Source organism: Pseudomonas sp. LJDD11, from assembly GCF_024584215.1.
Classification (GTDB): Bacteria; Pseudomonadota; Gammaproteobacteria; order Pseudomonadales; family Pseudomonadaceae; genus Aquipseudomonas.
Map to the genome: position 1 here is coordinate 22,079 of NZ_JANJFL010000005.1, position 20,538 is coordinate 42,616.

The window sequence follows — 20,538 nt, forward strand, 5'->3', positions numbered from 1 at the left end:
ATAAGGAGACTGCGCGTGTTGCCAGGCCTGTTCCGACGATAACCACCACTGCGTTGTGCGTGTTTCTGTCTTTCGTCCAACTTTTTACAGGCTTTTACGGTTATGCCCGAATACGTCAACTGGCTGCGTCACGCGTCTCCTTATATCAATGCCCACCGGGACTGCACCTTTGTGGTGTTGCTGCCCGGCGACGGGATCGAACACCCGAACTTCGGCAATATCGTCCACGACCTGGTGCTGCTGCACAGTATGGGCGTGCGTCTGGTGCTGGTGCATGGCACCCGCCCACAGATTGAAAACCGCCTGGCCCAGCGCGGCCTGCAGCCACGCTACCACCGCGACCTGCGCATTACCGATGCCGAGACGTTGGAGTGCGTGATCGACGCAGTGGGTGGCCTGCGCATCGCCATCGAAGCCAAGCTGTCGATGGACATCGCCAACTCGCCGATGCAGGGCTCGCGCCTGCGGGTGACCAGTGGCAACCTGGTCACTGCCCGGCCAATCGGTGTGCTCGACGGTGTTGATTATCTGCACACCGGCGAAGTACGCCGGGTCGACCGTAAAGGTATCAACCGTCTGCTTGACGAGCGCCATATCGTGTTGATGTCGCCGCTGGGCTATTCGCCCACCGGTGAGGTGTTCAACCTGGCCTGTGAAGATGTCGCAACTCGGGTGGCGATTGATCTGGGGGCCGACAAACTGCTGCTGTTCGGCGCCGAACAAGGCTTGCTGGACGACAGCGGCAGGCTGGTTCGTGAACTGCGTCCGCAGCAGGTCCCGGCGCATCTGCAACGGCTGGGCAGCAGCAGCTACCAGGCCGAACTGCTCGACGCGGCGGCCGAAGCGTGCCGTGGCGGGGTGGGCCGTAGCCATATCGTCAGCTACGTCGAGAACGGCTCGCTGTTGACCGAACTGTTCACCCGCGACGGTGGCGGCACCCTGGTCGCTCAGGAGCAATTCGAGCGTGTACGTGAAGCCGGTATCGAAGACGTCGGTGGCCTGATCGAGCTGATCACGCCGTTGGAAGAGCAGGGCATTCTGGTCCGCCGCTCGCGTGAAGTGCTGGAGCGCGAGATCGAGCAGTTCAGCGTGGTCGAACGTGAAGGGATGATCATTGCCTGTGCGGCGCTCTACCCGATTGCCGACTCCCAGGCGGGCGAGCTGGCGTGCCTTGCGGTCAATCCCGAGTACCGCCATGGCGGTCGCGGTGACGAGTTGCTCGAACGCATCGAAGACCGTGCCCGTGCCCTGGGCATTACCACGCTGTTCGTTCTTACCACCCGTACCGCCCACTGGTTCCGCGAGCGCGGCTTCGAGCCCAGCAGTGTCGACCGCCTGCCCAGCGCCAGGGCATCGCTGTACAACTACCAGCGTAATTCGAAGATCTTCGAGAAAGCGATTTAGGGTTTCCGGTAACAGGATTTCGCGGCTGAAGCGGATCGCCGTCCGGCCGCTCCTACGGATATCAACCGTCTGTAGGAGCGGCTTTAGCCGCGAAGACAAAAACAGCCGCGAAAATCGATCAATTACTGATCGACAGAATGCTCGCCTGATAGGCACCGACAAAGGTGTCGAAATCCACCACTTCTTCGCTGGCTTCAAGCTCGGCCTGTTCATTCAGCGAGGTCTGTGCCAGCTTTTCGAAGTGCGCCTGATCTTCTGTGCTCAGAGGGTGAGCGCGGAAGTATTGGGCATGGAGCTTGCTCTGGCGCAACGAGAAGGCCGCGAAGCCCTCGTTGTGCTCGCGCATGCTGGCAAGAATCCGGGCCGACGGGGTCAGTTCAGGATCGTCTATCTTGGCCTGCTGCGCGATCAGTGAACGACAGTGTTCGTCGCTGCCGCTGGCCTGGTCGAGCAACTGCGCGATAGGCGCGATCTTTTCCAGCAGTTCAGTGGCCCAGTGCTTGAGTTCAACTGGCGAGCCGCCGCGTTGCAGCTGCAGGCCCGGCCGACGACCTTCCTTGACCACGCTGAGGAAGTTGTTGCCCGCATTGCCGCATTCGCCGCTGGACAGCTGCGGACTCTCTTGCAGCGCGCAGAACAGGATAAAGGCGTCGATGAAGCGCGCCTGCTCCAGATTGATACCGGTCGGCAGAAACGGGTTGATGTCCAGGCAGCGCACCTCGACGTATTGCACGCCACGAGCGATCAACGCCTGGATCGGCCGTTCGCCGGTGTAGGTCACCCGCTTGGGGCGGATGTTGGAGTAGTACTCGTTCTCGATCTGCAGCACGTTGGTGTTGAGCTGCACCCACTCGCCGTTGGCATCGTGGGTACCGGTTGCGACATAGGGCGCATAAGGCGTGGCGACCGCGCGGCGCAGGCTGTCGGTGTAGCTCTGCAGGTCGTTGTAGCACGGCGTCAGGCCGGCCTGGGCCTCGCTCTGATAACCCAGGTCGCTCATGCGCAGGCTGGTGGCCCACGGCAGGTACAGGGTGTTCTCGTCGAATGCCTGTAACTGATGGCTGCGACCGCGCAGGAAGCCTTTGTCCAGGGCCGGCGAAGCGCCGAACAGGTACATCAGCAGCCAGCTGTAGCGGCGGAAGTTGCGGATCAGGGCAATATAGGAGTGCGACTGGTAATCGCGGTCATCACCGGCAAAGTTCTCGGTCTGCTTGAGCACGCTCCAGGCGGCTTCAGGCAGCGAGAAATTGTAGTGGATGCCGGCGATGCACTGCATGGTGCGGCCATAGCGCAGCGCCAGACCCTTGCGGTACACGTACTTGAGTTTGCCGATGTTCGAGGTGCCGTAATACGCCAGCGGAATAGCTTCTTCGGCGGGCAGCGGCGATGGCATCGACGGGCTCCACAGCAACTCGTCACCGAGCTTGCTGTAAACGAAGCGATGAATCTTTTCCAGGCTGTCCAGGGTATCTGCCGGGTTTTTCAGCGCCGGTGTGATGAACTCCAGGAGCGATTCGGAATAATCGGTGGTGATCTGCTCATTGGTGAGCGACGAGCCTAGCGCCTGCGGGTGCGGGGTCTGGGCCAGTTCGGCCTGGTCGGTGACGCGCAGGCATTCACGTTCGATTCCGTGCAGGCACTGTCCCAGCAATGGGAGGTTGGTGCGTTCGCCAAGCACGGCCAGGCGGCGGTTGAGAAATTCGCTCAAGGTGGATTCCTTCACACATCGGTCGCCCACATATGGGGGTAGAGCCGACGGTCTACAAGGGTGAAGAAAGGAACTGGCGTTGTCGCCTGGTTGGGTCTTTAACGCCGGCTCAAGATTCACGGTTGCTTGCCATGCAGTCGATTTGTCGACTTTTTTGACAGGATTAGCGGCAAATTACCCTAAACAGAGGGGGTACAGCTAGATTGCCTACGATCTTTACCAGCTAAAAAACGCCACGCCCGAGTCGGGCGTGGCGGTTACCCTGACGCAGATCTTGCGTACCGGTCAGGTCTGCCAAGAGCCAGGCAGGCGCTCAGACAATCGCGAAGGTGCCCTGCGCCTTGGCGATCAGTTTGTCGGCCTGCAGCACCTCGGCTTCTACCACCAGGGTCCTGCGCCCAGCGTGCAGGACCCTGGCAACGCACAACACCTCGCCCTCGCTGACCCCGCGCACATAGTTGATCTTGCACTCGATGGTCACGCTGCGCTGCTCGAAGCCGTGGGCGCTGGAGCAGGCCAGGCCCATGGCGATGTCGACCAGGCTGAAAATGGCCCCGCCATGCATCATGTTGCCCCGGTTGCGCAGGTGCGCTTCCAGAGGCAGTGCGACTTCGGCAACGCCGCCGCCCAGGCTGCGAATCTCGCAACCGAGCATGCGCAGGTAAGGGCTGTGGGTGAGCGCCTCGGGGATCTCCATCAACGCTTCTTCAACTGCTTGGCATTGGCGAACAGCGAAGCCATGGCGTTGTTGGCCGGGGCCGCAGTGCTGCTTTCCTTGCGTGGCGCCGCGCTGGTCTGGCGCGGTGCAGCGCCCGGACGTGAGCCACGAGCGCCGTCGATTTTCTCGCCCGGTGTATCACTCATGCGCATCGACAGGCCGACGCGCTTGCGCGGGATGTCGACTTCCATGACCTTGACCTTGACCACATCGCCGGCCTTGACGGCTTCACGCGGGTCCTTGATGAACTTCTCCGACAAGGCAGAAATGTGCACCAGGCCGTCCTGATGCACGCCGATGTCGACAAAAGCACCGAAGTTGGTGACATTGGTCACGACGCCTTCGAGGATCATGCCCAGCTTGAGGTCCTTGAGGTCTTCGACGCCTTCCTGGAACTCGGCGGTCTTGAACTCGGGACGCGGGTCACGACCGGGTTTGTCCAGCTCACTGAGAATGTCGGTGACGGTCGGCAGGCCGAAGGTTTCGTCGGTGAATTTCTTCGGGTCCAGGCGCTTGAGGAAGGCGGTGTCGCCGATCAGCGAGCGGATGTCGCGGTCGGTCTGCGCGGCAATGCGCTGTACCAACGGGTAAGCCTCGGGGTGCACCGCTGAAGCATCCAGCGGGTTGTCGCCGTTCATCACACGCAAGAAGCCTGCGGCCTGTTCGAAGGTCTTCTCACCGAGGCGGCTGACTTTCTTGAGTTCATTGCGGGTCTTGAACGCGCCATTGGCATCACGGTGGCTGACGATGTTCTGCGCCAGGGTGGCGTTCAGGCCGGAAATGCGCGACAGCAGTGCCACCGAAGCGGTGTTCACATCCACGCCCACGGCGTTCACGCAGTCTTCGACCACCGCGTCCAGGCCGCGAGCCAGCTTGAGCTGCGAGACGTCGTGCTGGTACTGGCCAACGCCGATGGATTTCGGATCGATCTTCACCAGTTCGGCCAGCGGATCCTGCAAGCGGCGGGCAATCGATACGGCACCACGGATCGACACGTCGAGGTCCGGGAACTCGCGCGCTGCCAGTTCGGACGCCGAGTACACCGAAGCGCCGGCCTCGGAGACCATGATTTTGGTCATTTTCAGGGCTGGATACTTTTTGATCAGCTCAATGGCCAGCTTGTCGGTCTCGCGGCTGGCGGTGCCGTTGCCGATAGCGATCAGGTCCACCGAGTGCTTGGTGCACAACGCACCCAGTACGGCGAGGGTCTGATCCCATTGGTTCTTCGGTACATGGGGGTAGACCGTGGCGTGGTCGAGCAGCTTGCCGGTGGCGTCGACCACGGCGACCTTGCAACCGGTACGCAGGCCCGGGTCGAGGCCCAGCGTGGCACGCGGGCCGGCCGGCGCGGCGAGCAGCAAGTCATGCAGGTTGTGGGCAAATACGTTGATCGCCTCGGTTTCGGCGCTGTCACGCAACTCGCCCAGCAGGTCGGTTTCCAGGTGGTTGTACAGCTTGACCTTCCAGGTCCAGCGCACGACCTCGCCCAGCCATTTATCGGCTGGCCGGTTCTGATTGCTCAGGCCGAAGCGCTCGCCGATCATCAGCTCGCAGGGGTGCAGGCTGCCGGGTAACTCTTCGCCGACCTTCAGGGTACCGCTGAGGATGCCTTCATTGCGGCCACGGAAAATCGCCAGGGCACGGTGCGAAGGCATGTTTTTGAGCGGCTCGTCGTGTTCGAAGTAGTCGCGAAATTTCGCGCCCTCTTCTTCCTTGCCGGGCACCACGCGGGCGCTGAACACCGCCTCTTGCTTGAGGAACCCGCGCAGCTTGTCGAGCAAGGTGGCGTCTTCGGCAAAACGCTCCATGAGGATGTATTTGGCGCCTTCGAGCGCCGCTTTGACATCGGCCACGCCTTTCTCGGCGTCGACGAAACGCGCCGCTTCGCTTTCCGGATTCAGACCGGGGTCGTTGAACAGGCCGTCGGCCAGTTCGCCCAGGCCGGCTTCCAGGGCGATCTGGCCCTTGGTGCGGCGTTTCTGTTTGTACGGCAGGTACAAGTCTTCAAGACGGGTCTTGGTGTCGGCCAGCTTGATTTCGCGGGCCAGCTCCGGGGTCAGCTTGCCTTGTTCTTCAATGCTGGCAAGGATGCTGACCCGGCGCTCGTCGAGCTCGCGCAAATAGCGCAGACGCTCTTCCAGATGACGCAGTTGCGTGTCATCGAGGCTACCGGTCACTTCCTTGCGGTAGCGGGCGATGAACGGCACAGTCGAGCCTTCATCCAGTAGTGCTACGGCCGCTTCGACCTGTAGTGGGCGGACACCGAGTTCCTCGGCGATGCGGCTGTTGATGCTGTCCATAAGACCACCTGAGCAAAATAACTAGCGAACTGCCATCGTTTGCGAACGAACGTTGTCTGACATTGCCTGACTAAAAGAGTGCCCGAAAAAGGGCGGCGCATTATAACCAGCCAGGCCCCGTTAGGGGATTTGGACGATGCACAGCATCATCTGTTGGCGTTCAGGCACCAGCATTTATCCTGCATCCGGTAAAATCTGCTAACAATGCGCACGATGCGCATCATCCCGGCTACGCCATAATGCGCCCCGTGAATATAGGAGCATCCGATGAGCAGCACTGCACTTAATGCCGAAGGCGAAAAAATCCTGATCGTCGATGATGACCCAGGGTTGAGCAGCCTGCTGGAGCGTTTTTTCACCAGCAAGGGCTATCGCGCCCGCGCCGTAGCCAATGTCGAGCAAATGGACCGCCTGTTGTCCCGTGAGGTGTTCAACCTTGTGGTGCTCGACCTGATGCTGCCTGGTGAAGACGGCCTTTCCGCCTGCCGCCGGCTGCGCGCGGCGAATAATCAGGTGCCGATCATCATGCTGACCGCCAAGGGTGATGAGCTGAGCCGCATCAAGGGCCTGGAGCTGGGTGCCGACGACTACCTGGCCAAACCGTTCAACCCTGACGAACTGATGGCACGGGTCAAGGCTGTCCTGCGTCGCCAGGCGCCTGCCGTTCCTGGTGCGCCTGGCAGTGAAGAAGAGTCGGTCACCTTCGGTGACTACGAACTGTCGCTGGCAACCCGCGAGCTCAAGCGCGGCGATGAAGTGCACATGCTCACCACCGGTGAGTTTGCGGTACTCAAGGCGCTGGTGATGCATGCCCGCGAGCCGCTGACCCGTGACAAGCTGATGAACCTGGCCCGTGGCCGCGAGTGGGATGCCCTTGAGCGTTCCATCGACGTGCAGATTTCCCGTCTGCGCCGCCTGATCGAGCCGGACCCGTCCAAGCCTCGCTACATCCAGACTGTCTGGGGTGTGGGGTATGTATTTGTACCGGACGGCAGCGGCGCTCGCTGACAGCTCACTGCCCGTTTCGCGATACCGTTGATGCGTCGATAGCCCTGTAAAGGGTTATCGGCGTTTTTGGCTTTGCGCAACGATCGTTTCGATTGACAGAAACCGCGAGCCTGCCTCGCCCTGCAAAGTGTGAACGCTGCACCTATGAAGACTCCGCTGTGGTTTCCGCAAAGCTTCTTCTCACGCACCCTTTGGCTGGTGCTGATCGTCGTGCTGTTTTCCAAGGCGCTGACCCTGGTCTACCTGCTGATGAACGAGGATGTGCTGGTCGACCGTCAGTACAGCCACGGCGTGGCGCTGACCCTGCGCGCCTATTGGGCAGCCAACGAAGACGATCGGGAAGCCATTGCCGAGGCGGCCGGTTTGATCCGGGTGGTCGGCGGCGGGGTGCCCGAGGGTGAGCAACACTGGCCCTACAGCGAAATCTATCAGCGCCAGATGCAGGCTGAACTGGGCGAAGACACCGAGGTGCGCCTGCGTGTCCACGCGCCGCCGGCGCTGTGGGTGCGCGCGCCGAGCCTGGGGGATGGCTGGCTCAAGGTGCCGCTTTATCCACACCCGCTGCGCGGCCAGAAAATCTGGAGCGTGCTGGGCTGGTTCCTGGCCATCGGCTTGCTCTCCACCGCCTCGGCCTGGATCTTCGTCAGCCAGCTCAACCAGCCGCTCAAACGTCTGGTGTTTGCCGCCCGCCAGCTTGGCAAGGGGCGCAGCGTAAGGCTGCCGATCAGCGATACGCCGAGCGAAATGACCGAGGTGTATCGCGCCTTCAACCAGATGGCTGAAGACGTTGAGCAGGCCGGTCAGGAGCGCGAGCTGATGCTGGCCGGCGTTTCCCATGACTTGCGGACACCGTTGACCCGCCTGCGCCTGGCGCTGGAAATGAGCGAAAAGAACGAGTTTCTGGACGGCATGGTCCGCGACATCGAAGACATGGACGCGATTCTCGACCAGTTTCTGGCGTTCATTCGTGACGGGCGCGACGAAGAGGTTGAGGAGGTCGATCTTGGCCACCTGGTGCGTGAAGTGGTCGAGCCGTTCAACAGCGACGATGAGCATATTCGGGTATGTCTGGAGCCGATCCCGCCGTTCGCCTTGCGGCGGCTGTCGATGAAGCGTCTGCTGACCAACCTGATCGGCAACGCCATGCACCATGCCGGCACCGGCATCGAAGTGGCAGCCTACGTCTCAGGCGATAACGGTGCCCCCTATGTCGTGCTCAGCGTTCTGGACCGGGGCGCGGGTATTGACCCGTCGGAGCTGGAAATCATCTTCAACCCGTTCATCCGCGGCGACCGCGCTCGCAGCGGCAAGGGCACTGGCCTGGGGCTGGCCATCGTCAAACGTATCGCGGCGATGCACGGCGGCAACGTAGAACTGCGCAACCGCTCCGGCGGCGGCCTGGAAGCTCGTGTCCGCCTGCCGCTGGGCCTGATGCTGCCAAGAGACGCGGTGTAGGAGGGGCTTCAGCCCCGAAGCTTTTCCTTCACCCATAGCCGTGGGGAATTAAAAGCTTCCCGGCTGAAGCCGGTCCTACGCCGGTCCTACGCTGGCCCCGTGTCGGTCCTGTCTCAGCCCTTGCCCTTGGTGCGGGTCAGGTTGGGGCCGCTGTTTTTCTCCAGGTGTTCGATGATCATCCCGGCGACGTCCTTGCCGGTAGTGGTCTCGATGCCTTCCAGCCCCGGTGAGGAGTTCACCTCCATCACCAGCGGGCCGTGATTGGAACGCAAGATATCGACGCCGGCCACTGACAGGCCCATGACCTTGGCGGCGCGCAGGGCGGTCATGCGCTCTTCAGGGGTGATCTTGATCAGGCTGGCGGTGCCGCCCCGGTGCAGGTTGGAGCGGAATTCGCCGGCCTTGGCCTGGCGCATCATCGAGGCGATGACCTTGTCGCCGACCACGAAGCAGCGGATATCCGCGCCACCGGCTTCCTTGATGTATTCCTGGACCATGATGTCCTGCTTGAGGCCCATGAACGCCTCGATCACCGACTCGGCGGCCGACACGGTTTCACACAGTACCACGCCGATCCCCTGGGTGCCTTCCAGTACCTTGATCACCAGCGGTGCACCGTTGACCATCCGGATCAGGTCGGGAATGTCGTCTGGTGAGTGGGCAAAGCCGGTGACCGGCAGGCCAATGCCGCGCCGCGACAACAACTGCAAAGAGCGCAGCTTGTCTCGGGAACGGGCGATTGCCACTGATTCGTTGAGCGGGAACACACCCATCATTTCGAACTGGCGCAGCACTGCACAACCATAGAACGTCACCGAGGCGCCAATGCGTGGAATCACCGCATCGAAGCCTTCCAGCGGCTTGCCGCGATAGTGAATCTGCGGCTTGTGGCTGGCGATGTTCATGTAGGCGCGCAGGGTGTCGATCACCACCATTTCATGGCCGCGCTCGATACCGGCTTCAACCAGGCGGCGGGTGGAATACAGACGCGGGTTACGCGAAAGCACAGCGATCTTCATGCAGCACCTGAGGGAGTAGAGGCCGGGAACACCGGCTTGTCTTGTACGTATGTAATGCCCGGATTGACCACCAGTTGGCCGTCGATCAGAGCGTTGGAACCCAAAAGCAGCCGATAACGCATCGACTTGCGACAGGCCAGGGTGAATTCCACCGGCCAGACGCGATCACCCAAAGCCAGGGTGGTCCGTATCACGTAACGGACCTGTGCATGGCCGTTGGAGCTCTTGATGGTCTTCATGGCCACCAGCGGTGCTTCACAGCGTCGGTGACGCAACTGCACCACCGTGCCCAGGTGCGCGTTGAAGCGCACCCACTTCTGGCCGTCGCGTTCAAAAGGCTCGATCTCGGTGGCATGCAGGCTTGAAGTGCTGGCCCCGGTGTCGATTTTTGCCCGCAGGCCGGCTACCCCCAGATCGGGCAGCGCCACCCACTCGCGCAGGCCGATTACTGTCAGATGATCGAATGTCTTCAAGGCGATTTCCGTACTACTCAGGACTTCTGCCAGGCCTCGGGACGAATCTGGGCCATGGCTTTGAACGCAGGTTTGGCAAACAAGTAACCCTGCATCAGAAAAACGCCGCAATCGGCGAGAAAGTCTCTTTCCTCCACATGCTCGATGCCTTCGGCAATCACCATGATATTGAGCTCTGTGCACATGCTGAGCACCGCACGGGCAATGGCCTGACGGGGCCGGTCGAGATGAATGCCACGAATCAGGTCCATGTCGAGCTTGATCAGGTCGGGTTGAAAATCCGCCAGCAGCTTGAGCCCAGCATAGCCTGCGCCAAAGTCGTCGATGGCGGTCATGAAGCCGAACGCCTGATACTCGCGCAGAATATTCTGCAAATGCTTCACGTTGTCCACATGTTCGACTTCGACTGTTTCGAAGATCAGCCTGTCCAGCGGAAAATTGTGCTGCCGCGCCGCCTCCAGGGTGCTGCGGATGCACAGCTCCGGACGATAGACCGCGTTGGGCAGAAAGTTGATCGACAGGCGCTCGGTCATTCCAATGCTGGCGGCGCCGGCGATAGCGGCGGTACGGCAACTCTGGTCGAAGCGGTAGCGATTCTGGTCGTTGACCTGAGCGAGCACGCTTTGTGCGCTCTCGCCATTGGGGCCGCGTATCAACGCTTCATGGGCAAACACTGAGTGATCACGCAGGTCGACGATCGGTTGGTAGGCATACTCAAAGTCGAAGCCCAGAGCTGGACTGCCAGTGCACCCCTGACAACCGCGTCTTGGGGCTGTCAATGAATCCGGAAACTTTGTCATGACATCCTCCAGTGGCAAAGGGTGAGCGGCTCTATCAGATTCTTGATGAGTGGTTTTGACAAGCCGGGTTCGGTTACTTCATGTTCGTTGCTGACCCAGATCCAATAACGCCGGCAATCGTGGCGAGCGCTCAGGTATCAGGCCTGGTTATGCTTCAGATTGCCATGCAGATGAGAAATTCAGATGGCGCAAAAGGCAGAAGACGACGACAAGGTTCGTCTCGACAAATGGCTATGGGCGGCACGCTTCTACAAGACCCGTGCCCTGGCCAAGGCAGCGATTGAGAGTGGCAAGGTGCACTGCCGGGGCGAACGTTGCAAGCCCGGCAAAGAACCGCGTGTAGGCGATGAATTCCAGATCCGTACCGGTTTTGACGAGCGGACTGTGGTGGTCGAGGCGCTGTCGGTGGTCCGGCGCGGCGCGCCCGAGGCCCAGGCTCTGTACCGCGAAACCGCCCAAAGCATCGCCAGTCGCGAGGCGGCGGCTGCCCAGCGCAAGGCCGGCAATCTGAGCGTGATGACTGACGGGCGCCCGAACAAGAAGCAACGTCGGCAACTGGATCGCTTTCATGACAGCTCGGGCGGTTGAGCCGGTTTCAGTTGCATGCCGGTTCTGCTGGTAAACTGTTGGCCATTCACTCTGATCAGAACCTATCCCTTTTATGTCTGAATCCCCTGTAAAAGACTTCACCCAGCGCTTCATCTTTGACGAGAGCGATGTTCGCGGCGAACTGGTCGCCCTGCACAGCAGTTACGCTGAAGTGCTGGCCCGGCATCCGTACCCGGCGCCTGTCGCGCGTCTGTTGGGCGAACTGATGGCTGCGGCGGCGCTGCTGGTCGGCACCTTGAAGTTCGACGGCCTGCTGACCCTGCAGGCGCGCTCCAGCGGCGCAGTGCCGCTGTTGATGGTCGAATGCTCCAGCGAACGTGAACTGCGCGGCATTGCCCGCTATGACGAGGCGCTGATTACTGATGCAACCACCGGTTTGCAGCAACTGATGCCCGATGGCTCGCTGGCCATGACCATCGATCCACGGCACGGCAAGCGCTACCAGGGCATTGTGGCGCTGGACGGTGTCGATCTGTCGGCAAGCCTGTCGAGCTACTTTGTGATGTCCGAGCAGCTTGGCACGCGTTTCTGGCTAAAGGCCGACGGCCAGAACGCCCGTGGCTTTTTGTTGCAACAACTGCCGGTTGCGCGCATCACCGATGCCGATGAGCGCGCTGCCAGTTGGGAGCATGTTGTCACCCTGGCCAATACCCTGAGCGATGAAGAGCTGCTGGGGGTTGATAATGAGACCCTGCTGCACCGCCTCTATCACCAGGAGCAGGTGCGACTGTTTGACACGCAGCCGATCACTTTCCGCTGCAGTTGCTCACGCGAGCGCTCCGGCAGCGCCCTGATCAGCCTGGGCGAGCAAGACGCCCAGCAACTGGTCAAGGAGCACGGCGGAGCCATCGAGATCGACTGCCAGTTCTGTAACGAGCGCTATCTGTTCGACTCCACGGATGTCACTCAGCTGTTTGCTGGTGGTGGCGTCGACTCGCCGTCCACTACTCGCCACTGACTTTGCTGGCGATAGAACCCTCCAGAACACGATCAAGCACGTTCATAACGTTCTGACCGGAGGGTTCTATCATTTCCGGGCATTTCTGGCATAATCCGGCCCACTTTTGGCTGTAGTAGTGCTTGTTTTTTTACTACAAAAACCGTTTGGAACACTCGGCATTCCGCCGATGGGGACCCTCATGACGCAAACCAAGAACGCTGTGTACACCGACCTGAGCATCGACGACCTGGTCAAGGAAGCCCTTGCCCGTGGCGAAGGCGAACTCGCCGACACTGGCGCACTGGTAGTGAGAACCGGCCACCGTACTGGTCGCTCTCCGGTGGACCGTTTCATCGTTGAAGAGCCAGGTACTCAGGACGCTATTGCCTGGGGCCCGATCAACCGCAAGTTCCCGGCCGACAAGTTCGACGCGCTGTGGGACCGCGTTGGCGCCTACCTGGGCGAGCGCGAGCGTTTTGTTTCTCATGTCCATGTCGGTTCTGACCCCGCTCACTATCTGCCGGTCAAGATGACCACCGAGACCGCGTGGCACAACCTGTTCGGCCGTTGCCTGTTCATCAACCCTGAGCAGTACAACGAAGGCGCCAAGGACGAGTGGCAGATCTTCAACGCCCCTTGGTTCGTCTGTGAGCCAGAGCGTGACGGCACCAACTCCGACGGCACCGTGATCATCAACTTCGCGGCCAAGAAGGTTCTGATCGCTGGCATGCGTTACGCCGGTGAAATGAAAAAAGCCATGTTCTCGGTGCAGAACTTCCTGCTGCCTGAAGCTGACGTGCTGCCAATGCACTGTGCGGCCAACATGGGCGAAGAGGGCGACGTGACCCTGTTCTTCGGCCTGTCCGGCACCGGCAAAACCACCCTGTCGGCGGACGAAAGCCGTTACCTGATCGGTGACGACGAGCACGGTTGGGGCGAGGGCGTAGTGTTCAACATCGAAGGCGGTTGCTATGCCAAGTGCATCGACCTGTCCGAGAAGAACGAGCCCGTCATCTGGAAAGCCATCCAGCACGGCGCCGTCCTGGAAAACGTGGTGCTGGACCCGACCACCAAGAAAGCCGACTACGCCGACGACAGCCTGACCCAGAACAGCCGTGCGGCCTACCCGCGCGAGCTGATCGAAAAACGCGCACCGAAGAACCTGGGCGGCGAGCCCAACGCGGTGATCTTCCTGACCTGCGACCTGACCGGCGTACTGCCGCCCGTGTCGATCCTCAGCGAAGAGCAGGCCGCCTATCACTTCCTGTCCGGCTACACCGCACTGGTTGGCTCGACTGAAATGGGTTCGGGCGCCGGCATCAAGTCGACCTTCTCCACCTGCTTCGGCGCACCGTTCTTCCCGCGTCCTGCTGGCGTTTACGCTGAGCTGCTGATCAAGCGTATCCGTGGCTTCAACTCCAAGGTCTATCTGGTCAACACCGGCTGGACCGGCGGTGGCTACGGTGTCGGCAAGCGCTTCAACATCCCGACCACTCGTGGCGTGATTGCAGCGATTCAGAGCGGCGCGCTGATCGGTGCCGAGACCGAGCACCTGGACATCATCAACCTGGACGTACCTAAAGTCGTTCCAGGTGTCGAAACCGTTCTGCTCAACCCACGTAACACCTGGGAAGACAAAGCGGCCTACGACCAGGCGGCCAAAGGCCTGGCTGGCCTGTTCATCGAGAACTTCAAGAAGTTCGAGGTGAGCGACGCCATCAAAGCGGCCGGTCCACAGCTGTAATTTCAGCTGGCTTAACAAGAAACCGCCCTTCGGGGCGGTTTTTTTATGAGACAAGCTTCTCTGCAGCGAGGGTCTGACGCCTCTGAGCGCCAGCTGTGTCGCACGCTGAAAACTACATGTCGTAATTAAACAAACTTTTTTCCGGTCTGAATTTCAGCCCATTTCAAAGGGTGTCTTTGTTCATTTGCGGCGACAGTAAAAGCTCTGAAACAATGCTTTTCACTCACTCGGCGAGCAGCAGGACAGACCTTTGACGACCTCCAGCATCCAGATCCAGCGTTTTCAACCCCAGGACCAACAAGGCGTGATCGATGTCATCGTGCCGATCCAGCAGCAGGAGTTCGGCATCGCCATCACTGCAGCAGATCAGCCAGACCTTGCTGCTATTGTGGATTTCTACCAGCGTGGCACCGGTGATTTCTGGGTCGCGAAGCAGGCTGGTACGGTGGTTGGCACCATTGGCCTCAAAGACATCGGCCAAGGCCAGGCCGCCCTGCGCAAGATGTTCGTGGCCGCAGCTTATCGCGGTCGTGAATTGGGCGTGGCTGCGAAGCTGTTGGCCGAGTTGCTCGACGGCGCCAGGAGTAAAGGCGTGAAAGAGGTCTTGCTGGGGACCACCGACAAATTCCTCGCGGCCCACCGTTTCTATGAAAAGCACGGTTTCATTGAGGTGGCCAAGGACAGCTTGCCGGCGAGCTTTCCGTTGATGGCGGTGGATAGCAAATTCTATAAGCTGATTCTTGAGAACTGATGCCGATCAGCCAAGGGCAGCGCGGGTTCTGTGGGAACGAGCTCGCTCGTGAAAGCGGCATTACATCCACAACAGATGTAGCGGTTTTACTGGCCCTTTCGTTGGCGTGCCGCCCAGACCAAGGTCGGCTCCCACCGGGACCTGGCCAGGTCCGAAATCGCTTAACTGATCGGCATTAATTCTTGAGAACTGATTGTGCAGAGCGAAAATCCTGAAGCCCATGCTCAGCCAGCAAGGGCCTTGAGAACGTTCTGGGGATCGTTGTGAATAGCTTTCAGTAGTGCACGTGCAGGTCCTGCGGGCTCACGACGGCCCTGTTCCCAGTTACGCAACGTGCCTATCTGCACATCGATCATTGCAGCGAATTTCGCTTGAGACAGGCCGGTTGAGCGGCGTATCTCTTTGACCTGCAGTGCGTCCACCGTGAACTCGCGCGACGCTGCTTTTTCTCCACGAATGATCCCATCCATTTGCTGGACGCTTTCCATTAATTCATCGAAAAATTTGCTCATGGTTAACTCCATCCGTCGATGATGGTTTTCAATGCTTTTCGTTCGTCCGAGCTCAGATCGTGTTTTTCATTCTTCGCATAGATCATAAGCATGGCGATCCTGGACGCTGAAACGAAGTGATAGTAGATAGCCCTTGCACCGCCACGTGTGCCGCGACCTCTTGAGGCGACGCGAATCTTTCGGATACCCCCGGTTCCCTCAATCAACACGCCCTTTGAGGGGTTTTTTAGGAGGTCCTTCAGTAGATCATCGTACTCTGCGTCTTCAAGCAGTTCTTTAGCGCGCTTTGTAAATACAGGTGTCTCGATAAAAATCATATACGAGTATACGCCTCTGGCGTACCTTTTGAAGTGCGAGCTGCCGCAGGAGAATAGGTGTGTGCTGCTCAATAGCCCTGAAGGCTCTTTTCCAGAGAAATGGATATTAGAGGGCGGCTGAAAGCTGTGACAGATGAAGAGGCAGCTATAAACGTAGGAAATGCCTATGTTTAGATAAGAAAAAACTTAGCAAGATGTAGTCTTTCAGGGGCTCGAAGGTCGGGCCGCAGTTTGCTTGATGCGAGTCGCAACTCACAGGTGTCTAAAGACCTCATACGGAGCTTTTCTCCAGCAACGCTGTCTCATCCGGCTAAGCATATTTTCCCGCAATAGAAGGACGAAAACGATGTTGGTAACAAGGAACTGGGCAGCGCTGATGCTGGGCTTGTGCATCACCACGGGTGCGATGGCTGATAACGATACGGCGCGGACGCAGGTTGCTGACCGGGTGGTGGCTTACTCGGGCACGCAAGGGGTGAAGGTGTGGACGCTGCGCTATGCCGAGCGTTCGGCCAACCAGGCGCTGGTGCAGATCGAGGGTGTGGATCACGACTGGGACAAGCGCATCCAGCAGATGACCGTCGAGAAGACCAGCAAGGACACCCGCTATTCCACGCAAGTTGATGGCAAGAAGTATGTCGCGCTGATCGTTCAGGGCAACTATGGCGAGCTGTATCTGCCGGGCGAAGCGCAGACCGCTTCGGTGGGCTATGACGAGGGACTGTCCAGCCAGGGCAATGCCCAGCACTTTCTTACTGACTACCTGGAGCAGTCCGGGAAATAGCCGCCAGGCCTTGCAAGGAGTTCTGACCATGAGCGTTCTACGCCCAAGATTCGTCACCTTCGACTGCTACGGCACGCTGACGCACTTTCAGATGAGCCCCATGACCCGGCAGATGTTCGCTGACCGGGTGCCTGTCGAGCGTATGGACGCCTTCATCAAGGACTTCGCGGCCTACCGCCTCGATCAGGTCAAAGGTGAGTGGATGCCTTATGATCAGATCATCAAGCAAGCCCTGGCCCGTACCTGCAAGCGCTGGGGTATCGACTACCGGGGTGAAGGCCAGGCACTTTACGATGCGATACCCGAGTGGGGGCCGCATCCTGATGTGCCTGCCGGGCTGGCGAAAATCGCGAACGAAATTCCGTTGGTGATCTTCTCTAACGCCAGCGACAGTCAGATCATGTCCAACGTCGGCAAACTCGGTGCGCCGTTTCACAAGGTCTTCACCGCCGAGCAGGCGCAGGCTTACAAGCCGCGGTTGGCAGCGTTCGAGTTCATGCTGGATAACCTGGGCTGTGGCCCGCAGGACGTGCTGCATGTGTCATCGAGCTTTCGCTACGACCTGTTTCCTGCCCACGACATGAACATCACCCATAAGGTATTTGTCGCGCGCGGGCACGAACAGCCGGCCAACAGCATCTATGGCTACCGACAGATCAGCGATATCAGTGAGCTGCCGGGGTTGCTGGGGCTTTAACTGGCTGTTAAGTCTGCTCATCCTTCTTGATCCACTTCACTACTTTGGGCGGCTGGTAGTTCTCGATGGCCTCAAGCAGCCCGGCGACGTCGTCTTTGACGATCACCATCTGGCGGTGTTCATCCTTGAGAAAGGCCTGGTTCACCACATGCGTCAGGAAGGCTGACAGGCCATCATAGAAGCCGTGCACGTTGAACAGCGCGCAAGGTTTTTCGTGGTAGCCAAGCTGCGCCCAGGTCCACACCTCAAACAGCTCTTCGAGGGTGCCGACGCCGCCCGGCATGGCGATGAAGCCGTCTGACAATTCGGCCATCAGCGCTTTGCGTTCGTGCATGGAATTGACCACACGCAAGTCCTGCAGGCCAGGGTGGGCGATCTCTTTCTGCTTTAGCGCCTGGGGGATCACACCGATCACTTCACCGCCATTGGCCAATGCGGCATCAGCCACAGCGCCCATCAGGCCCACCGACGCCCCGCCATACACCAGGCCAATACCCGCACGGGCCAGCGCTTCACCCAGACGGGTCGCCTGATCCATATACACCGGGTCGCTGCCGGCACTCGAACCGCAAAACACACACAGACGCATCAGGGCATTCCTTTCTGTAGCCATGGCTGGTGAACAGGGTGTCACAAGGATAGCGGTTGATAAAGGTTGCCTTCCCAATGCAGTTAAACGGTAAAGCCCCTGCGGACTGGCGTCGGCAGGGGCTGAGGAATTGATGCTGTTAACGGGAGGTCAGCGCCGAGTAGCTGTTCATCAGGTTGCGGTAGTTGGGAATGCGCTGGCTCAGCAGGTTGCCCAAGCCTTCGATATCGTTGCGCCAGTCGCGGTGCAGCTCACACGCCACCGAGAACCAGTTCATCAATTGGGCGCCAGCCTGGCTCATGCGGTTCCACGCGGCCTGTTGCACGGTTTCATTGAAGGTGCCGGAAGCATCGGTCACCACGAACACTTCAAAACCTTCTTCCAGGGCCGACAGCACCGGGAAGGTCACGCACACGTCGGTGACGACACCGGCGATGATCAGTTGCTTGCGGCCGGTGGCCTTGATCGCCTTGACGAAGTCTTCGTTGTCCCAGGCGTTGATCTGGCCAGGGCGGGCGATGTACGGCGCATCCGGGAACTGCTCTTTCAATTCAGGGATCAGCGGGCCATTGGGGCCTTGTTCAAAGCTGGTGGTGAGAATGGTCGGCAGGTTGAAAAACTTGGCCAGATCACCCAGCGCCAGCACGTTGTTCTTGAACTCGTTGGGCGAGAAGTCCTGCACCAGCGAAATGAGGCCGGTCTGGTGGTCGATCAGCAGTACAGCGGCGTCGTCTTTGTTCAGGCGGTTGTAGGTGAAGTTGGCCATGGGGTAGATCCTTTATCTGAGAAGTTGTGGGGTAAGTGGCGTTGCGTTCAACTTGGACACAGATTAAGGATTTACTGGAATGGGATAAATCGGCTGAAAAGCGTTTTACTGTCACCCTGAAGGAGACAATCGCAGGATTGTGCCTTTGATGGGCCGGGCGGGGCAGCGCTTGCCGGTGCAGGCAAGCGCTGTGGGGTGGCCGGTTACTTCACTTGTACCTTGTAGAAGTCCTGACGACCAAACGGGTTGACCTGATAGCCGCTGACCTCCTTACGGGTCAGTACGGCGGCGGTAGGGTGCGCCAGGGGTAACCACAAGGCTTGCTGCTGGATCTGCGCCTGCGCCTGCTCATAGAGCTTGCTGCGCGCAGCCTGGTCGCTGGTGGCCTTGCCATCGCTGATCAGCTTGTCGAGGGTCTTGTCGCAGTAGCGGGCGAAGTTGGTGCCCGACTGCACCGCAGCGCAAGAGAATTGCGGGGTCAGGAAGTTGTCCGGGTCGCCATTATCGCCCGCCCACCCCATGAACAGCAGGTCATGCTCACCGGCCTTGGCGCGGCGGATCAGCTCGCCCCATTCAATGATCTTGATCTCGGCATCAATACCGATCTGCTTCAGGTCTGCCTGCAGCAGTTGGGCGCCCAGCGACGGGTTAGGGTTAAGCAGGCTGCCCGATGGCCGGGTCCAGATCGTGGTTTTGGTGCCTTCTTTCACGCCGGCCTTGGCCACCAGTGCCTTGGCTTTGGCGATATCGTGGGCGTAGCCGGGCAGATCCTTGGCATAGCTCCAGGTATTGGGTGGGTAAGGGCCTGCGGCGCTCTCGGCGGTGCCTTCAAACACCGCCTTGAGGTAGTTGGCCTTGTCGAAGGCCAGATTCACGGCCTGGCGTACCTCGGCTTTGTCAAAAGGCGGATGCTGGCTGTTGATCGCCACGAAGGCCGTCATAAAGGCTTCAGTTTTCTCGACCTTGAGGTTCTTGTCTTCGTTGGCGGCCTGGATATCCAGCGGCTTGGGCGACAGGGCGATCTGGCACTCGTTGCGTTTCACCTTCTGCAAACGCACATTGGCGTCGGTGGTGATCGCATAGACCAAGGTGTCGATGGCCGGCTTGCCGGCGAAGTAGTCCGGGTTGCCGGCATAGCGCACCACGGCATCTTTCTGGAAGCGTTTGAACACGAACGGGCCGGTACCGACCGGCTGGGTGTTGAGTTTCTCCGGAGTACCGGCCTTGAGCAGTTGCGCGGTGTATTCAGCCGAGTAGATCGAGGCGAAGCCCATGCTCAAGGTGGCCAGGAAGGTGGCGTCGGCGCGGTTCAGCACAAAGCGTACGGTATGCGGGTCGGGCGCTTCGATCTTCTTGATCAGTGCAGGCAACTGCATCGATTGGGCATGCGGAAAGCCACTTTGGGCGATCTTGTGCCATGGGTTCTGCGCATCGAGCATCCGGTTGAAACTGAACAGCACGTCATCGGCATTGAGCTCACGGCTCGGCTTGAAGTATTCGGTGCTGTGAAACTTGACCCCGTTGCGCAGTTTGAAGTCATAAGTCAGGCCATCGGCCGAGACGCTCCAGCTTTCAGCCAGGCTCGGGACCAGCCTGGCGCTTTGGGCGTCGAAATCCACCAGGCGGTTCATCAGCACATCAGCCGAGGCATTGGTGGTGGTCAACGAGTTGTATTGCACGACATCGAAGCCCTCGGGGCTGGCTTCGGTGCAAACGACGAGGTTGGCGGCCTGGGCCATGGCCGGCATCAACAGCGGGGCGAACAACAACGGGAGTGCAGCTAGGCGCATGCTTGGATTCCTTATCAGATTGGGCCCCATCTGCCGGTGCAGTCTGGTGAGGCCTTTACCCTAGACGATGTACCTGCACAGAACAATCGCGGCGCGGCGACGAATGGTCAGCCGCTGTTGCCCTAGCCAGGGCGCGACGAAGCCTGGGTAAATC

20 protein-coding genes are annotated in these 20,538 nt (G+C 59.8%); 9 read left to right on the forward strand and 11 right to left on the reverse strand.

The window, feature by feature from the left end:
- Positions 1-102: 102 nt before the first annotated feature.
- Complete coding sequence (gene argA / locus NRB16_RS08285) at positions 103-1,404, forward strand: amino-acid N-acetyltransferase (RefSeq protein WP_045484725.1); 1,302 nt, start codon at positions 103-105, stop codon at positions 1,402-1,404.
- Between the two features lie 118 nt (positions 1,405-1,522).
- On the opposite strand, the gene gshA is transcribed toward argA, so the two are convergent.
- The 3 genes from gshA to NRB16_RS08300 all read right to left on the reverse strand — a co-directional run bounded on the left by gshA (position 1,523) and on the right by NRB16_RS08300 (position 6,130).
- A complete protein-coding gene (gshA, locus tag NRB16_RS08290; RefSeq protein WP_253139946.1) occupies positions 1,523-3,112 on the reverse strand; it encodes a glutamate--cysteine ligase in 1,590 nt (529 codons plus the stop codon).
- Between the two features lie 313 nt (positions 3,113-3,425).
- Positions 3,426-3,809 carry a PaaI family thioesterase gene (locus tag NRB16_RS08295; RefSeq protein WP_045484720.1) on the reverse strand — a complete coding sequence of 128 codons (384 nt, stop codon included), beginning with the start codon at positions 3,807-3,809 and terminating at the stop codon, positions 3,426-3,428.
- Complete coding sequence (locus tag NRB16_RS08300; protein ID WP_045484718.1) at positions 3,809-6,130, reverse strand: Tex family protein; 2,322 nt, start codon at positions 6,128-6,130, stop codon at positions 3,809-3,811. The genes NRB16_RS08295 and NRB16_RS08300 overlap by 1 nt, the downstream gene beginning before the upstream one ends.
- A 267-nt stretch (positions 6,131-6,397) precedes the next feature.
- Here NRB16_RS08300 and ompR point away from each other — a divergent pair, with 267 nt between their 5' ends.
- Both ompR and NRB16_RS08310 read left to right on the forward strand, forming a co-directional pair.
- Positions 6,398-7,138: a two-component system response regulator OmpR gene (ompR, locus tag NRB16_RS08305; RefSeq protein ID WP_045484716.1), complete on the forward strand. Its 741-nt coding sequence runs from the start codon at positions 6,398-6,400 to the stop codon at positions 7,136-7,138.
- Positions 7,139-7,282: 144 nt separating this feature from the next.
- Positions 7,283-8,593, forward strand: coding sequence for an ATP-binding protein (locus NRB16_RS08310; protein WP_045484713.1), 1,311 nt, complete (start codon positions 7,283-7,285; stop codon positions 8,591-8,593).
- A gap of 113 nt (positions 8,594-8,706) precedes the next feature.
- On the opposite strand, the gene rimK is transcribed toward NRB16_RS08310, so the two are convergent.
- The 3 genes from rimK to NRB16_RS08325 are packed head-to-tail and all read right to left on the reverse strand — an operon-like array spanning position 8,707 to position 10,885.
- Complete coding sequence (gene rimK / locus NRB16_RS08315; RefSeq protein WP_045484710.1) at positions 8,707-9,612, reverse strand: 30S ribosomal protein S6--L-glutamate ligase; 906 nt, start codon at positions 9,610-9,612, stop codon at positions 8,707-8,709.
- Complete coding sequence (locus NRB16_RS08320) at positions 9,609-10,052, reverse strand: ATP-dependent zinc protease (RefSeq protein ID WP_173426710.1); 444 nt, start codon at positions 10,050-10,052, stop codon at positions 9,609-9,611. Before NRB16_RS08320 ends, rimK begins: the two co-directional genes overlap by 4 nt.
- Before the next feature lie 50 nt (positions 10,053-10,102).
- Positions 10,103-10,885, reverse strand: a complete 783-nt coding sequence (locus NRB16_RS08325; protein ID WP_257105956.1) for an EAL domain-containing protein — start codon at positions 10,883-10,885, stop codon at positions 10,103-10,105.
- 183 nt (positions 10,886-11,068) lie between these two features.
- On the opposite strand from NRB16_RS08325, the gene NRB16_RS08330 reads away from it, so the two are divergent.
- From NRB16_RS08330 to NRB16_RS08345, 4 genes are all read left to right on the forward strand, one after another.
- Positions 11,069-11,473: an RNA-binding S4 domain-containing protein gene (locus NRB16_RS08330; RefSeq protein ID WP_253139948.1), complete on the forward strand. Its 405-nt coding sequence runs from the start codon at positions 11,069-11,071 to the stop codon at positions 11,471-11,473.
- A 73-nt stretch (positions 11,474-11,546) separates the two neighbouring features.
- Positions 11,547-12,452, forward strand: a complete 906-nt coding sequence (gene hslO, locus NRB16_RS08335) for an Hsp33 family molecular chaperone HslO (protein WP_253117468.1) — start codon at positions 11,547-11,549, stop codon at positions 12,450-12,452.
- Positions 12,453-12,633: 181 nt separating this feature from the next.
- Entirely contained in the window at positions 12,634-14,178 is a 1,545-nt protein-coding gene (locus NRB16_RS08340; RefSeq protein WP_045484695.1) for a phosphoenolpyruvate carboxykinase, read from the forward strand.
- 250 nt (positions 14,179-14,428) lie between these two features.
- The gene (locus NRB16_RS08345) at positions 14,429-14,929 is read left to right on the forward strand and encodes a GNAT family N-acetyltransferase (RefSeq protein WP_045484692.1); all 501 of its coding nucleotides are present in this window, start codon (positions 14,429-14,431) and stop codon (positions 14,927-14,929) included.
- Positions 14,930-15,153: 224 nt separating this feature from the next.
- Here NRB16_RS08345 and NRB16_RS08350 read toward each other — a convergent pair whose 3' ends face one another.
- Entirely contained in the window at positions 15,154-15,441 is a 288-nt protein-coding gene (locus tag NRB16_RS08350; RefSeq protein ID WP_045484689.1) for a DNA-binding transcriptional regulator, read from the reverse strand.
- A gap of 2 nt (positions 15,442-15,443) precedes the next feature.
- Positions 15,444-15,758, reverse strand: a complete 315-nt coding sequence (locus NRB16_RS08355; RefSeq protein ID WP_253117470.1) for a type II toxin-antitoxin system RelE/ParE family toxin — start codon at positions 15,756-15,758, stop codon at positions 15,444-15,446.
- Between the two features lie 346 nt (positions 15,759-16,104).
- On the opposite strand from NRB16_RS08355, the gene NRB16_RS08360 reads away from it, so the two are divergent.
- Positions 16,105-16,542, forward strand: coding sequence for a hypothetical protein (locus NRB16_RS08360; protein WP_257105957.1), 438 nt, complete (start codon positions 16,105-16,107; stop codon positions 16,540-16,542).
- A gap of 28 nt (positions 16,543-16,570) precedes the next feature.
- Positions 16,571-17,239: a haloacid dehalogenase type II gene (locus tag NRB16_RS08365; protein ID WP_257105958.1), complete on the forward strand. Its 669-nt coding sequence runs from the start codon at positions 16,571-16,573 to the stop codon at positions 17,237-17,239.
- 7 nt (positions 17,240-17,246) lie between these two features.
- Here the strand turns inward: NRB16_RS08365 and NRB16_RS08370 are convergent, their stop codons facing one another.
- From NRB16_RS08370 to NRB16_RS08380, 3 genes are all read right to left on the reverse strand, one after another.
- The gene (locus tag NRB16_RS08370; protein ID WP_045484677.1) at positions 17,247-17,828 is read right to left on the reverse strand and encodes a TIGR00730 family Rossman fold protein; all 582 of its coding nucleotides are present in this window, start codon (positions 17,826-17,828) and stop codon (positions 17,247-17,249) included.
- 139 nt (positions 17,829-17,967) lie between these two features.
- Complete coding sequence (ycaC, locus tag NRB16_RS08375) at positions 17,968-18,594, reverse strand: isochorismate family cysteine hydrolase YcaC (protein ID WP_257105959.1); 627 nt, start codon at positions 18,592-18,594, stop codon at positions 17,968-17,970.
- Between the two features lie 203 nt (positions 18,595-18,797).
- Positions 18,798-20,384: an ABC transporter substrate-binding protein gene (locus NRB16_RS08380; protein WP_253139853.1), complete on the reverse strand. Its 1,587-nt coding sequence runs from the start codon at positions 20,382-20,384 to the stop codon at positions 18,798-18,800.
- Positions 20,385-20,538: the final 154 nt, after the last annotated feature.